This window comes from Azospirillum sp. TSH58, assembly GCF_003119115.1.
In the GTDB taxonomy this organism is placed as follows: domain Bacteria; phylum Pseudomonadota; class Alphaproteobacteria; order Azospirillales; family Azospirillaceae; genus Azospirillum.
On the sequence record NZ_CP022366.1, the window covers coordinates 24,204 to 38,510 of the forward strand.

Below are 14,307 nucleotides of genomic sequence, written 5' to 3' on the forward strand. Positions count from 1 at the left end.
TCATGTCCCCTCTCCCCGGAGGGGAGAGGGCTATTACGGCCGGAGACGGACCATGCGCATACTCGTCGTCGAGGACACCGAGGATCTGGCCGACGCCATCGTCCACCGGCTGCGCAAGCTGGGCTACGCCGTCGACTGGGCGCCGACCGGGGACGAGGCGGAGGAGCTGCTGCGCCAGGAGGCGTACCAGCTCGTCCTGCTCGACATCATGCTGCCGGGGGTGGACGGGCAGACGCTGCTGAACCGCCTGCGCCAGCGCCGCGACGCCACGCCGGTCCTGGTGATGACCGCCCGCTCCCAGGTGAATGTCCGGGTCGACCTGCTCGATCTCGGCGCCGACGACTTCATCGTGAAGCCCTTCGACCTGCGGGAACTGGAGGCCCGTTGCCGCGCCCTGCTGCGCCGCTCGCACGGGCTCGCCTCCTCGCGCACGCAGTTCGGCAATCTGGTCTTCGACGCCGCGGCCAAGAAGGTTCTGATCGACGGCCGCCCCGTCGATCTGGGGGGCCGCGAGTTCCGGCTGCTGGAGCTGTTCCTCAGCAACCTGAACACCGTCCTGTCCAAGGAGGACCTGATGGACCGGCTGTTCAGCCTCGACCAGCCCACCGCGCTCAACGCCATCGAGTTGTATGTCTCCCGCCTCCGGCGCAAGCTGGAGGGCGCGTCGGTGGAGATCCGGACGGTTCGGGGGCTGGGGTATGTGGCGGAAGTGTGTGCCGAAGGCTGAAGGATACTCGCTGCGGCGACGGCTGTTCATCCGGCTGCTTGGCGTCCTGGCCGTCCTGACCGCCGGCTTGTTCCTGTTCGTCAGCGCCTACGCCCAGCGCGCCGCCGACGCCGCCTTCGACCGGCTGCTGATGGCGTCGGCCCTGTCCATCTCCGACACGGTGCGGGTGGAGGACGGGCGCTTCTCCGTCGACCTGCCCTATTCCTCGCTGGGCATCCTGGCCCAGGCGCGGCGCGACCGCGTGTTCTACCGGATCACCGCCCCGGACGGCGAGCTGGTCACCGGCTACCACGACCTGCCGATGGCGCCCGCCAAGGCCGGGGTCGCCGGCGCGGCCGGCAGCGACTCCGCCACCCGCTTCGACAACGCCATCTTCCGCGGCATGCCGGTGCGCGTCGCCGTCCTGAAGCGCTTCGCCGCGCAGCCGGAGCTTGGCGGCTGGGTCACCATCGCCGTCGCCCAGACGCGGGAGGAGCGCGGGGCGCTGGCCCGCGACATCCTGGCGAACGCCTTCCTGCCCATCGCCTTCACCGTCGTCGCGGCGGGCGGGCTGATCTGGTTCGGGGTGCGGCAGGCGCTGGCCCCGCTGGGCTCGCTGGAGCGGATGATCCGCGAGCGGCAGCCCCACGACTTCTCCCCCATCGCCATGCCGCCGCCGCAGGAGGTCTCCCAGCTCGTCCAGGCGATCAACCAGCTCATGGCGCGGCTCCAATCCAACCTCGACACCATGCAGACCTTTCTGGCCGATGCCGCCCACCAGATCCGCACCCCGCTGGCCAGCCTGCGCCTGCAGGCCGAACTCGCCATCGACGAGGACGATCCCGACGCCCTGCACCGCATCGCCCAGCGCGTGCACCGCAACGCGGTGGAGGCCAGCCAGCTCACCAGCCAGCTCCTCAACCACGCCATGGTGATCCACCGCAGCGAGGCGCTGAAGCCCGAGGACGTCGATCTCGGCGCCCTGCTGGAGCAGGTGTTCCAGCGCGCCCGCGCGGTCGCCGGCGACACGGCGATCCGCCTGGACATCGACCGCGCCGCCGAGCCGGCCACCGTCCCCGGCGACGCCATCAGCCTGCGCGAGGCGCTGACCAATCTGCTCGACAACGCGGTGAAGTACGCCGGCCCGTCCGGCCCCATCGACCTGTCGCTGACAACCCGGCCGGAGGGGCGCGGCCTGCGCGTGGAGATCGCCGACCGCGGCCCCGGCGTGCCGGACGCCGAGAAGCGCCGCGTGCTGGAGCGGTTCGGGCGCGGCAGCTCCGCCGCCGGGGTGGCGGGCAGCGGTCTGGGCCTCGCCATCGTCACCTCGGTGGTGGAGGCGCACGGGGCGGATTTCGCGTTGCTCGACCGTCCCGGCGGCGGGCTGGTCGCCCGCATCGACTTCCCGGCGGCGGACGGCGCCGTCCCGGCGGGGGGAAGCGCGGCGCGGGCCCTGCTGCCCCTGCTGGTCCTCTGCGCCCTGCTCTGGTCCCCCTGGGCGCAGGCGGCGCAACTGCTCACCTACCCCGCCCCCGGCGGCGAGCGGGAGCGGCTGCGCATCCATTCGGCCACCGACCGGCAGGCGATCGAGCCGCTGGTCCTCGACTTCCAGCAGCTCCACCCCGACGTCACCATCGAGTACAAGGACATGGACACCGCCGACCTCTACGCCGAGGCGGTGGCCATGCCGGCCAAGGGGGATGCGGCCAAGGGGGATGCGGCCAAGGGGGCGGCGGAGACACCCGACCTGCTCATCAGCTCCGCCTCCGACCTGCAGGTGAAGCTGGTCAACGACGGCTACACCCAGCCCCACCGCTCCGCCCTGACCGACGCGCTGCCGGACTGGGCGAACTGGCGGGACGAGGCGTTCGGCTTCACCTTCGAGCCGGCGGTGATCGCCTACAACCGCGACTTGCTGCCCGACGCGGAGGTGCCGCGCACGCGCCCGGCGCTGATCCGGCTGCTGCGCGACGACCCGGCGCGTTTCAGCCGGCGCGTCGCCACCTACGACACCGCCACCAGCGGCATCGGCTACCTGCTGGCTTCCCACGACGCCCTGCTGTTCGGCCAGTACTGGCAGCTCGTCGCGATGATGGGGAACGCCCAGGCGCGGCTCGCCTGCTGCTCCGGCGACATCCTCGACATGGTCGAGCGGGGGGAGGTGCTGATCGCCTACAACGTCCTCGGCTCCTACGCGCGGGCGCGGGCGGCGGCGGGGGCGCCCATCGGCATCGTGGTGCCGGAGGACTACACGCTGGTCATCTCCCGCGTCGCGGTGATCCCCCGGACGGCGCCCCGGCCGCAGCTCGCCGGCCAGTTCATCGACTATCTGCTGTCGCCGCGCGGGCAGGAGGTGGTGGCCGACCGCTCCGCCCTCTACGCCATCTCCTCCGGCATCAAGCGGGAGGCCTCGGCGTCGGGCCTGCGCTCCAGCACGGCGGCACCGCTGCACCCCATCGCCCTCAGCCCGGCCCTGCTGGTGTTTCTCGACCGGCTGAAGCGGGAGCGCTTCCTCCAGCAATGGCAGTCGGCGATCCTGCTGCCCTGAGCCGGGGATAGCCCCGCCCCCACCGCGTCCCCCACCGAAAATCGACGCCCCGCCCCATCCGTTTGCGGATTCGCAAAGGCAGCGCCGCGCCGTCTCCCTAGCCTGCGGGGAAGGCCCGCCCTCTGCCCTACCCCCTGCCCATGTGTCCGCGGGCCGAACCACGGACGAGCATGATGAGCGTTTCCACCACCGAACCGCGAACCGCCCCCCACCCCGCGGATCCCGCGCACAGGAGCGGCCTCTACGCCAAGCACGACAAGATCTACCCGAAGTCGGTCGCCGGCACCTTCCGCCGGCTGAAATGGCTGACGCTGGTCCTTCTGCTGGGCCTCTACTACGTCACCCCCTGGATACGCTGGGACCGCGGCCCCAACGCGCCGGATCAGGCGGTGCTGGTGGATATGCCGGGCCGCCGCCTGTATTTCTTCTTCATCGAGCTGTGGCCGCAGCAGGTCTATTACCTGACCGGCGCGCTGATCCTGGGGGCCATCGGCCTGTTCCTGGCGACCGCGCTCGCCGGCCGCGTCTGGTGCGGCTACGCCTGCCCGCAGACGGTGTGGAGCGACCTGTTCCTGTGGGTGGAGCGCCGGATCGAGGGCGACCGCGGCGACCGCATCCGCCTCGACAACGCCCCCTGGTCGCCGGCCAAGCTGGGCAGGAAGGCAACCAAGCACGCCGCCTGGCTGCTGATCGCGCTGCTGACCGGCGGCGCCTGGGTCTTCTACTTCAACGACGCCCCGACCCTGGCGCTGGAGATGCTGCGGTTCGAGGCGTCCTCGACCGTGCTGCTGTTCATCGGGCTGTTCACCGCGACCACCTATCTGCTGGCCGGCCACGCGCGCGAGCAGGTGTGCATCTACATGTGCCCCTGGCCGCGCTTCCAGGCGGCGATGCAGGACGAGGAGAGCCTGACCGTCACCTACGAGGACTGGCGCGGCGAGGGCCGCGGCCACCTGAAGCGCTCGCTGAGCTGGGAGGAGCGCAGGGTGACGGGGCTGGGCGACTGCATCGATTGCGGGGCCTGCGTCCATGTCTGCCCGACCGGGGTGGACATCCGCAACGGCCCGCAGCTCGCCTGCATCGGTTGCGGCCTGTGCGTGGACGCCTGCAACGGCGTGATGGCGAAGATCGGGCGGCCCGGCGATCTGGTCCGCTTCGATTCCCTGAACGCCCAGATCGCGCGGGCCAACGGCGCTACGCCGTCGTTCAAGCCGGTCCGCCCGCGCACCATCATCTACACGCTGCTGCTGACCGTCGTCGGCGGGATGATGGCCGCCGGGCTGGTGCTGAAGCCGACGGTGGACGTGAGCATCCTGCGCGACCGCGCGCCGCTGTTCGTCACCCTGTCCAACGGCGACGTCCAGAACGCCTACACGGTCAAGGTCCTGAACATGACGCGGGCGGCCCAGACCTACCGCCTGTCCGTCGCCGGGCTTCCCGGCGCCGTCCTGTCGGTGGCCGGCGGCGAAGGCGAGGCGGCGGAAGGCGCCGTCCTGGTCCAGGCCGATCCCGACAGCGTGGCGACCCACCGCGTGCTGGTCCGCGTGCCGAAGGAGGCGCTGCGCCAGCCCTCGACCCCCGCGGCCTTCGTCGTCACCCGCCAGCCGGACGGGCTGACCGTCCAGCACGAGACGGTCTTTCTCGCGCCCTGACCCTGCCTGTCTTCACACAAAGGAGGTTGCGCCATGAACTTCGACACCACCACCTACATCGCCCTGGTCGGCGCCGTCAGCGTGTTCGTCGTCACCATCGGGGTCTTCGCCTTCCTGCTGACCCGCAAGGGCAAGTGACGGCTTTTGCAGGAAAAGCGGGCGTCCGGTCCCCGGGCGTCCGCCTTCCATGGGGGGGGTGAGATTGCTTGCCGTGCCGAAGCTGTTGCATAACGGCGTTCGCGGGAGCTTTCCCCGAGAATGGCGTCATGAAGGGTCCATCGATGGAAGTGCTGAGGTTCGCACCGGAGGATTTCTCCCATGAACTTCTGGCGCTGGAGGTCGCCAAGCTCATCAAGGACGAGACGCCTCCGGCCGAACCGCTCACCTTCCACGCCTATTGGGACGGCGCGCTGAACGAGAAGCATCTGATTTCGGTGAAAAGCTGCCATCTGTTCAACGTCCGCGGCGGCGCGAACAGGATCATCGTCTGGACGCAGAATGGCGCCGACAACGACTATCGGCGCGAAATCAGAAAATACGCCGAAATACGCGCCTTTTCCGAGCGCGACGAATGCCGCGGCACCTTTCTTGAGGGGCATGTTTTCGGACGGTCGATCGACGCGTCCTTCTATTCCGACATCGTCCGGTACATTCTTCTCTACAAGTACGGCGGCGTGTGGTTCGACCTCGACTGCCTGTTCCTGAGAAGCGTCACGCCGCTCCTGAACCAGTTTCCCGGCAAGATCCTGGCCTACCGGTGGGAGCAGAAGAACTATCCCAACGGCGCGATCTACATTTCCCCCACGCCGCGGTCGGAGGCGATGAAGGGAAACATCGAGTTCATCCGGAACCGTGGCTGCGGCTGGGGTTTCCAGCAGGCCGGCCTGGTGTACGACACGCCGATGGACATCCTCGTGCTGCCGTGCCCCTGGTTCGACGCCGGGTGGATCGACAACCCGGTGCTTCACTTCAACGACTTCATGAAGGCGTCGCCGGTCGCCTACGACCTCGACAACTTCTTTCCCGGCGCCTTCTGCTTCCACTGGCACAACAAGTGGTTCGACGCCATCGAGCCGGCGAGCCCGATGGAGCGGCTGGCGCGCGACATCGACCGCCGGCTGTCCGCCGGGCGCTGAACGCCGCCGCGATCTTCCTTGACCGACCCTGTTGAAGCCCCCGACGCAGGACGGAGCGGGGACCAGCCATGACCACGACGCTGACGGGAAGCGCCGACCGCCTGGAGGCCAACCACTGGGCGGCCAGCAGCAATGTCTGGAATCCGGGCGGTTTCCGCAACGGCAAGGACTTCACCCAGTCCATCGCCATCGACGAGGCGACCTTTCCGAACGGCACGGCGATCAGCTGGAGCTGGCCCTACGACAGCCGGCGCGCCCTGACCTACGAGAATTACCCGGTGCGCGCCTATCCGGAGCTGACGCACGGCATCAATCCGTGGAACGGGGCACCGTCCACCAGCACGGTCCTGCCGGCGCGGATCGCCGACCTGCCCAATTTCGACGTGACCTACAAGGTCGGGCTGACCGGCGCGACAAACCTCTACAACGTCGCCGTCAGCCTGTGGATCGGCGACGACCCGAAAAAGGGGATCGAGGGCGTGACCGACGAGGTGATGGTCTGGCTGCACAGCGGCTACTTCACCCCCGCCGGGGACCCGGTCGCCACGCTGAGCGACGCGCAGGGGAACGCCACCCTGTGGAACAAGCCGGTGTTCAGCGGCGGGGTGGACGGCAATCCGATCGACTGGGAATACACGGTCCTGCAATACGGCGACGACCGGTTGGCCGGGACGCTGGACCTGGATGGGCTGCTGGACGAGCTTCAATCCCGCGGCATCGTCAGCGAGACGGACTGGATTCTGGGCTTCCAGTTCGGCGCGGAGGTGGCGGCGGGCGCCGGGTCGATGACGATCGATCAGTTGGCCGTGGACTTCACGGCGCCCCCGGCTCCGGCGATGCTTGCGACGCCGCCGGAGCCGGTGATCGGGGTCGTGCCGTCGGTGTAGGGGTGGGCGGCCGTGCCGGGCCCCCACCCCCACTCCCAAGACCGATCAGCCGGCCAGCGACTTGCCGGCGGCGCCCAGATCGGCGAAGGCCTCGTCGAGACGGCGGACCATGCCCTGCTCGCCCAGGCGCAGCCACTTGCGCGGGTCGTACAGCTTCTTCAGCGGCTTGCCCGACTGCGGGTCGATCTGGTGACGGAAGGCCGCCTCGTTCTCCAGCACGAAGCCGCCGATGGACTCGGCGAAGGCGAACTGGGTGTCGGTGTCGATGTTCATCTTGAACACGCCGAAGCCGACCGCCTGGGCGATCTTCTCCTTCTCCGACCCCGAACCGCCGTGGAACACCAGGGCCAGCGGCTTGGCGCCGCCGCCGTGACGCTCCGACACCAGCGACTGCGAGGCGCCGAGGATCTCCGGACGCAGCTTCACGTTGCCCGGGGCGTAGACGCCGTGCACGTTGCCGAAGGAGGCCGCGACCGAGAAATGGCCGATGGGCGACAGCTCCTCATAGGCGCGCAGCACGTCTTCCGGCTGGGTGTAGAGGTGGGCGTTGTTGGCGGCGTCCAGGTCCTCCGACCCGATGCCGTCCTCCTCGCCGCCGGTCACGCCCAGCTCGATCTCCAGGCTCATGCCCAGCGGGGCGAGGCGCTTGAGGATGCGGGCGCATTCCGACAGGTTGAAGTCCAGCGACTCCTCCGACAGGTCGAGCATGTGCGAGCTGAACAGCGGACGGCCGGTGCGGCGGAAATGCTCCTCGCCATGGCCGATCATGCCCTCGACCCAGGGGATCAGGCCCTTGTTCGCGTGGTCGGTGTGCAGGACGACGCAGACGCCGTACTGCTCGGCCAGCAGATGGACGTGCTGGGCCGCCGACACGGCGCCCAGGATGCGGGCCTGGAGCGCGTCCTTCATGCCTTCGCCGGCGTAGAAGCGGGCGCCGCCGTTGGACAGCTGCACGATCACGTCGGAGCGGTTCTTCGCCGCCGCTTCGAGGACGGCGTTGATGCCGTTGGTGCCGACCACGTTGACCGCCGGCAGAGCGTAACCGCCGTCCTGGCAGGCGGCGATCAGCGCGCGGTAGTCCTCTCCGGTCACGACGCCGGGCTTCAGTCGGGTCGGGGCAGACATGGGTGAATTCCTCCCTCGGAAAAATACTGCCTTGAAACGTCGGTTCAAACGTCGGTTCGATCGTTCGGTCAAGCCCCATATGGGCATGGGACCGGCGAACGCCACGCGCTCTTTTTGCCACTTCCCGCGCCGGAACGCTGCAAAAGACTTGCCGCGAAAGCCACCCCGGGCCTGTGACGAAAAGACCCGCGGCGTCCCGCAGGACCGCCGCCAAAGACAACGCCACCCAAGACAAGGAAGGAGACCGGGACCATGGACGCTCACTGTGTCTGGGAGGCGAACGCGCAGCTCGGCGAGGGGCCGGTCTGGTCGCCGTCGCGCGACGCCCTGTTCGCCGTGGACATCCGCGGGTCGCGCCTGCTGCGCTACACCCCCGCCGATGGGACGGGGCGCGACTGGCCTCTGGAGGAGGCCGCCTGCTGGCTGGTCGAGCGGGCGGACGGCGGCGGCTTCGTCGCTGGGCTGCGCTCCCGCCGGCTCGTCGGCCTGACGCTGGACGGCGACCGGCTCTCGGTGGGCCCTGAATTGATGCGGCTGGAGGAGGACGCGCCCGGCAACCGGCTGAACGACGCCATGGCCGACGCCGCAGGCCGGCTGTGGGTGGGCAGCATGGACGACGCGGAGCAGGACGCCTCCGGCGCACTCTATCGCGTCGGGCCGGACGGTTCCGTGGCACGGGTGGACGAGGGCTACACGGTCAGCAACGGCCCGGCCCTGTCCCCGGACGGCCGGACGCTCTACCACACCGACAGCCCGTCCCGGACCATCCACGCCTTCGCCCTGGCCGCGGACGGCGCCCTGTCCGGCAAGCGCGTCCACATCCGCTTCGGCGAGGACGACGGCTATCCCGACGGCATGACCTGCGACGCCGAGGGCCATCTCTGGGTCGCCCACTGGAGCGGCGGGCGGGTCAGCCGCTTCCGGCCGGACGGGACGCTGGACCGGGTGGTGCGGCTGCCGGTGTCCAACGTCACCTCCTGCGCCTTCGGCGGGCCGGCCCTGGACCGGCTGTTCATCACCGCCGCCGCCGCCACCACGACCCATGACGCGCCGGCCGGGGAACCGCTGGCCGGCGGGCTGTTCGTCTGCACGCCCGGCGTCGCCGGCCTGCCGCCGGGACGGTTCGGCGCGCCCTGAACAGGCCGCGAGTCTTGCCAGCGGATTTGATATACTAGTATAACTGCGGCGCTGGACAGCCGCCGTCACCGCATGGCGGAAGGATCGCGCGCCGCCGTGGCGGGTCCCTCCTCCAGGTGATAGATCTGTGCGTACGCCGCAGCGCAACCGGCGCCCCCGGGCGGCGGCGTCCGCAACCATGCCGAAGCCGTTCTCCCACAAGGGAAAAAGGGCTTTAGCGGGTGCAGCAAACTGCTTTACAGTTGCACGCATATCCTTTTTCGACGGTTCCACCTTCGCACAGCCGGAGCGACCCACGATGACCACCGACGCCGCCCTCCGCCCCACCGCTCCGGTCACCGACGCCGAAACCGGCACCGACGACAAGGATTTCCCGCTGCGCGAGGACATCCGCCTGCTCGGCCGCCTGCTCGGCGACACTGTGCGCGAGCAGGAGGGCGACGGCGTCTACGGCGTCATCGAGAGCGTGCGTCAGGCCTCGGTCCGCTTCAACCGCGACGACGACGACTCCGCCCGCCGCGAGATGGCCGAGATCCTGAACGGCCTGCCGCGCGATACGATGATGTCGGTGGTGCGCGCCTTCTCCTACTTCCTGCACCTCGCCAACATCGCCGAGGACCAGCACCACATCCGCCGCACCCGCGACCACGCCATCGCCGGCTCGCCGGCGCGCGAGGGCACCCTGCCCTACGCGCTGGAGCGGCTGGAGGCCGCCGGCGTCGCGCCGGACCGGCTGGCCGGCATGCTGGAGATCGCCCAGGTCAGCCCGGTGCTGACCGCCCACCCGACCGAGGTCCAGCGCAAGAGCATTCTGGCGCTGGAGCACAAGGTGGCCTCCCTGCTGGACACCCGCGACCGCTCCCGCCTGACGCCGGAGGAGGCGGAGGCCAACATGGACGCGCTTCAGGAGGCCATCCTGACCCTGTGGCGCACCCGCATGCTGCGCCCGCAGCGCCTCGCCGTGATCGACGAGGTGAAGAACGGCATCTCCTACTACACCGACACCTTCTTCGCCGAGCTGCCGAAGCTGTTCTGCCGCTTCGAGGATCTGCTGGCCAAGCGCTTCCCCGACCGGGACTGGTCGCTGCCGCCCTATTTCCGCATCGGTTCCTGGATCGGCGGCGACCGCGACGGCAACCCCTTCGTCACCGCGCCGATCCTGCGCGAGGCGATGCGCCTGCAATCCACCGCCGCCCTCGAGCATTACCTGACCGAGATCCACGAGCTGGGCGGCGAGCTGCCGCTGTCCGAACTGCTGCTCGGCACCTCGCCCGAGCTGGAGGAGCTGGCCAAGCGCTCGCCCGACCATTCGCCGCACCGCGCCGACGAGCCGTTCCGCCGCGCCCTGACCGGCATCTACGCCCGTCTGGCGGCCACCTCGCGCACGCTCGACCAGCATGAGGCGCTGCGCAACGCGGTCGGCAAGGGCGATCCCTACGCCACCAGCGCCGAGCTGCTGGCCGATCTGGAGATTCTGGCCGCCTCGCTGAAGGCCCACGGGGCGGGCCGTCTGGCCGCCGGGCGGCTGCGCCGCCTGATCATCGCGGTCAAGACCTTCGGCTTCCATCTGGCGCCCATCGACCTGCGCCAGAACTCCGACGTGCACCAGCGCACGGTGGCGGAGCTGCTGGCCGTCGCCGGGCGCTGCGCCGACTACGCCGCCCTGTCGGAGGACGAGCGCATCGCCCTGCTGGCCGAGGAAATCCAGAGCCCGCGCCCGCTCCACTCGCCCTACCACGACTATTCGGAGGAGACGGCGGGCGAACTGGCGATCTTCTTCGCCGCCCGCCAGCTGCGCGAGACCTACGGACCCGCCGCCCTGCCGAACAGCATCATCTCCAAGACGGACGGCGCGTCCGACCTGCTGGAGGTGGCGCTTCTGCTCAAGGAATCCGGCTTGCTGCGTCCAGGGGCGGAGGGCGACCCGGCGCTCGGCCTCAACATCGTCCCGCTGTTCGAGACCATCGAGGATCTCCGGCAGGCCCCGGCGACGATGGAGCGGCTGTTCACCCTGCCCGCCTACCGCGCCCTGGTCACCTCGCGCGGGGACGAGCAGGAGGTGATGCTCGGCTATTCGGACAGCAACAAGGACGGCGGCTTCCTGACCTCCGGCTGGGAGCTGTACAAGGCGGAGATCGAGCTGGCGAAGCTGTTCGACCGCCACGGCGTGCGCATGCGGCTGTTCCACGGCCGCGGCGGCTCGGTCGGCCGCGGCGGCGGCCCCAGCTATCAGGCCATCCTGGCCCAGCCGACCGGCGCGGTGTCCGGCCAGATCCGCATCACCGAGCAGGGCGAGGTCATCGCGTCGAAGTACGGGCGTCCGGAGGTCGGGCAGCGCAACCTGGAGGTCCTGACCGCGGCGACGCTGGAGGCCACCCTGCTCGACCTGGAGAACCGCGTCGAGCCGGCGGAGTCCTTCTACGCGGCGATGGAGCGGCTGTCGGAGCTGGCCTTCGGTGCCTACCGCGGGCTGGTCTACGAGACGCCGGGCTTCACCCAGTATTTCCGCACGGCCACCCCGATCTCGGAAATCGCCACGCTGAACATCGGCAGCCGTCCGGCCTCGCGCACCAAGTCGGACCGCATCGAGGACCTGCGCGCCATTCCGTGGGTCTTCTCCTGGGCGCAGTGCCGCCTGATGCTGCCGGGCTGGTACGGCTTCGGCAGCGCCGTGGAAGCGTGGCTGAAGGAGGAGCCGGACGGGCTCGCCCTGCTCCAGCGCATGAACCGCGCCTGGCCCTTCTTCAAGTCGCTGCTGTCCAACATGGACATGGTGCTGGCCAAGAGCGACCTCGCCATCGCCTCGCGCTACGCCGAGCTGGTGGAGGACGTCGAACTGCGCGAGCGCATCTTCGGCCGCATCCGCGAGGAGTGGCAGCGCACCCGCCGCCATCTGCTGGCCATCGCCGGCCATGACGAGCTGCTGGGCGAGAACCCGCTGCTGGCGCGGTCGATCCGCAACCGCTTCCCCTACATGGACCCGCTGAACCACGTCCAGGTCGAGCTTCTGCGGCGCCACCGCGCCGGCAGCAGCGACGAGCGGGTGCGGCGCGGCATCCTGATGTCGATCAACGGCGTCGCCGCCGGCCTGCGCAACAGCGGCTGACCTCGGCGGGCGCCGCTTCCATCCCGTCGCCGTGGCGGGATGGAAGCGGGAGCGGCGATATCGCGGGCCGGCATCGAAAATGGATTGCCACCCTCGATTTCCCCCTTGCTTTCATATTAATATATTAGTATGCTTCCTCTTGTGTTCAAGCGTTGTGGGCCGCCGTTGCGGCGGCTGGCGCGACGTCCTGGACGTTTCCTCCCTAGACTCGAAGGCCATCGGGGTCCGCCCCGGTGGCCTTTTTTCTGCGCGCGCCTTGGCTGTGGAGCCGGTCGTCGCGGTGGGAGGAACGGCGCCGCCGCTGCGGTGATGACGCCGCCGGTCGAACTTTCCCGACACTCATATTGACAATCCATACAATTCCAGGCCTTATGTCTGGAAGGGAGCGCTCCGCCCCCGCAAGGACCGCCATGCCGCCGCTTCCCTCCATCCCCGCCCCAAACGCCTCCCAGCCCGCCTCCCAAGCCATCGATTGGGCGCCGTCCCTGGAGGACCGCAGCCGGCCCGTCTACATCGCCATCGCGGACGCCATCGCGGCGGACATCGGGACGGGGCGGCTGAGGCCCGGCGACCGGCTGCCGCCGCAGCGGATCCTGGCCGACCGGCTGGGCATCGACTTCACCACCGTCAGCCGCGCCTACGGGGAGGCGCGCCACCGCGGGCTGGTCGACGCGCGGGTCGGGCAGGGCACCTTCGTGCGCAAGACGGGCCATGTTCCCCCGCCTTTCGCCGCGGAGCCGCACACCACCGTTGCGACGGTGCCGCTGGCCGTCAGCATGGCGATGAACCAGCCGCCGCAACCGGAGGACTCCGCCGCGCTGACCGCCCGCATGAACCGCGGCATCGCCGCGGCCACCGCGGCTCTGGGCCTGCCGGACCTGCTGCGCTACCCGGACGGGGCCGACAGCCCGGACGACCGGGAGGCGGCGGTCCGCTGGCTGCGCCATCGCCTACCCGGCCTGACGGCGGAGCGGGTGCTGGTGGCCCCCGGCACGCAGGCCGCCCTGCTCGCCCTGCTCTCCGCCCTGGCCCGCCCCGGCGACACGGTCTGCGCGGAGGCGCTGACCTATCCCGGTTTCCGCGCCGCCGCGGCGCAGCTCGGGCTGCGGGTGGTCGGCGTGCCGATGGACGCGGACGGCATCGATCCCGACGCCCTGCGCGCCGCGCTGGCCGAGCACCGGCCCAAGGCGCTCTACTGCATCCCGACCTTCCACAACCCGACCACCGCGACCATGCCGGAAGAGCGGCGGCGGGCGGTGGCCGCGGCGCTGCGCGACCACGGCGTTCCGGTCATCGAGGACGACATCTACGGCCCGCTGCCCGAAGCGGCGCCGCCGCCGCTGGCCGCCTTCGCGCCGGAGCTGACCTATCACGTCGCCGGGCTTGCCAAATGCGTGTCCCCGGCGCTGCGCATCGCCTATGTGGCGGCGCCCGACGCCCGGCAGGCCCGCCGGGTGGCGGTGGCCCAGCGGGCGACCACGCTGATCGCCGCCCCCCTGTCCGCCGCCATCGCCCGGCTGTGGATCGCCGACGGCACCGCGGAGGCCGTGCGCGACGCCATCCGGACCGAGGCCATGGCCCGCCGGGCGCTCGCCGAATCGCTGCTGCCGGCCGAGCGGATCGTCACCAAGCGGGAGGCCTTCCATCTCTGGCTCACCCTGCCGGACGGCTGGACCGGCGGGGAGTTCACCGCCCATCTGCGCAGCCGGGGCATTTCCGCGGTGGCCGCGGAAGCCTTCGCCACCACCCCGGACGTGCCCGCGGCGCTGCGCTTCTGCCTGGGCGCGCCGCTGGACCGCGACGAGACCCGCCGCGCGCTGGAGATCCTGGCCGACGCCCTGGTCCTGCCCCCCGCCACCGCGGGCGTCATCATCTGAATCCGGTCAACAGCCTGCTTCAGAGTGTCGCATTGCTGGGATCGCCTCCCGAAGAATCAGGATTTTCCATACACAGCCTCCATTGAATGCATTCAATCGCACTTGCGGATTTGGCGATTGAAGGCATACAGTC

The 14,307-nt window shown here is 70.1% G+C and carries 9 protein-coding genes; 8 read left to right on the forward strand and 1 reads right to left on the reverse strand.

Annotated features, from left to right (window positions below):
• Nucleotides 1-52 precede the first annotated feature (52 nt).
• The 5 genes from TSH58p_RS18770 (at nt 53) to TSH58p_RS18790 (ending at nt 6,929) form a co-directional block, all read left to right on the forward strand.
• Nucleotides 53-727, forward strand: a complete 675-nt coding sequence (locus tag TSH58p_RS18770; protein WP_109071529.1) for a response regulator transcription factor — start codon at nt 53-55, stop codon at nt 725-727.
• The gene (locus tag TSH58p_RS18775) at nt 714-3,254 is read left to right on the forward strand and encodes an extracellular solute-binding protein (protein ID WP_109071528.1); all 2,541 of its coding nucleotides are present in this window, start codon (nt 714-716) and stop codon (nt 3,252-3,254) included. Before TSH58p_RS18770 ends, TSH58p_RS18775 begins: the two co-directional genes overlap by 14 nt.
• A gap of 173 nt (nt 3,255-3,427) precedes the next feature.
• Nucleotides 3,428-4,906, forward strand: coding sequence for a cytochrome c oxidase accessory protein CcoG (gene ccoG, locus TSH58p_RS18780; protein ID WP_109071527.1), 1,479 nt, complete (start codon nt 3,428-3,430; stop codon nt 4,904-4,906).
• Between the two features lie 281 nt (nt 4,907-5,187).
• Nucleotides 5,188-6,042: a glycosyltransferase gene (locus TSH58p_RS18785; protein ID WP_109071526.1), complete on the forward strand. Its 855-nt coding sequence runs from the start codon at nt 5,188-5,190 to the stop codon at nt 6,040-6,042.
• Between the two features lie 68 nt (nt 6,043-6,110).
• Complete coding sequence (locus TSH58p_RS18790) at nt 6,111-6,929, forward strand: hypothetical protein (RefSeq protein ID WP_109071525.1); 819 nt, start codon at nt 6,111-6,113, stop codon at nt 6,927-6,929.
• Between the two features lie 45 nt (nt 6,930-6,974).
• Here TSH58p_RS18790 and fbaA read toward each other — a convergent pair whose 3' ends face one another.
• Nucleotides 6,975-8,054: a class II fructose-bisphosphate aldolase gene (gene fbaA, locus TSH58p_RS18795; RefSeq protein ID WP_109071524.1), complete on the reverse strand. Its 1,080-nt coding sequence runs from the start codon at nt 8,052-8,054 to the stop codon at nt 6,975-6,977.
• Between the two features lie 252 nt (nt 8,055-8,306).
• Here fbaA and TSH58p_RS18800 point away from each other — a divergent pair, with 252 nt between their 5' ends.
• The 3 genes from TSH58p_RS18800 to TSH58p_RS18810 all read left to right on the forward strand — a co-directional run bounded on the left by TSH58p_RS18800 (nt 8,307) and on the right by TSH58p_RS18810 (nt 14,174).
• Nucleotides 8,307-9,191, forward strand: a complete 885-nt coding sequence (locus TSH58p_RS18800; RefSeq protein ID WP_109071523.1) for an SMP-30/gluconolactonase/LRE family protein — start codon at nt 8,307-8,309, stop codon at nt 9,189-9,191.
• Between the two features lie 298 nt (nt 9,192-9,489).
• Nucleotides 9,490-12,297 carry a phosphoenolpyruvate carboxylase gene (gene ppc, locus TSH58p_RS18805; RefSeq protein ID WP_109071522.1) on the forward strand — a complete coding sequence of 936 codons (2,808 nt, stop codon included), beginning with the start codon at nt 9,490-9,492 and terminating at the stop codon, nt 12,295-12,297.
• Nucleotides 12,298-12,707: 410 nt separating this feature from the next.
• A complete protein-coding gene (locus tag TSH58p_RS18810) occupies nt 12,708-14,174 on the forward strand; it encodes a PLP-dependent aminotransferase family protein (RefSeq protein WP_109071521.1) in 1,467 nt (488 codons plus the stop codon).
• Nucleotides 14,175-14,307 lie beyond the last annotated feature (133 nt).

Coding starts and splice junctions, on each gene's coding strand:
- ppc (WP_109071522.1), top strand. CDS start 9,490: ATGACCACCGACGCCGCCCTCCGCCCCACCGCTCCGGTCACCGACGCC.
- ccoG (WP_109071527.1), top strand. CDS start 3,428: ATGAGCGTTTCCACCACCGAACCGCGAACCGCCCCCCACCCCGCGGAT.
- TSH58p_RS18810 (WP_109071521.1), top strand. CDS start 12,708: ATGCCGCCGCTTCCCTCCATCCCCGCCCCAAACGCCTCCCAGCCCGCC.
- TSH58p_RS18770 (WP_109071529.1), top strand. CDS start 53: ATGCGCATACTCGTCGTCGAGGACACCGAGGATCTGGCCGACGCCATC.
- TSH58p_RS18800 (WP_109071523.1), top strand. CDS start 8,307: ATGGACGCTCACTGTGTCTGGGAGGCGAACGCGCAGCTCGGCGAGGGG.
- fbaA (WP_109071524.1), bottom strand. CDS start 8,054: ATGTCTGCCCCGACCCGACTGAAGCCCGGCGTCGTGACCGGAGAGGAC.
- TSH58p_RS18790 (WP_109071525.1), top strand. CDS start 6,111: ATGACCACGACGCTGACGGGAAGCGCCGACCGCCTGGAGGCCAACCAC.
- TSH58p_RS18785 (WP_109071526.1), top strand. CDS start 5,188: ATGGAAGTGCTGAGGTTCGCACCGGAGGATTTCTCCCATGAACTTCTG.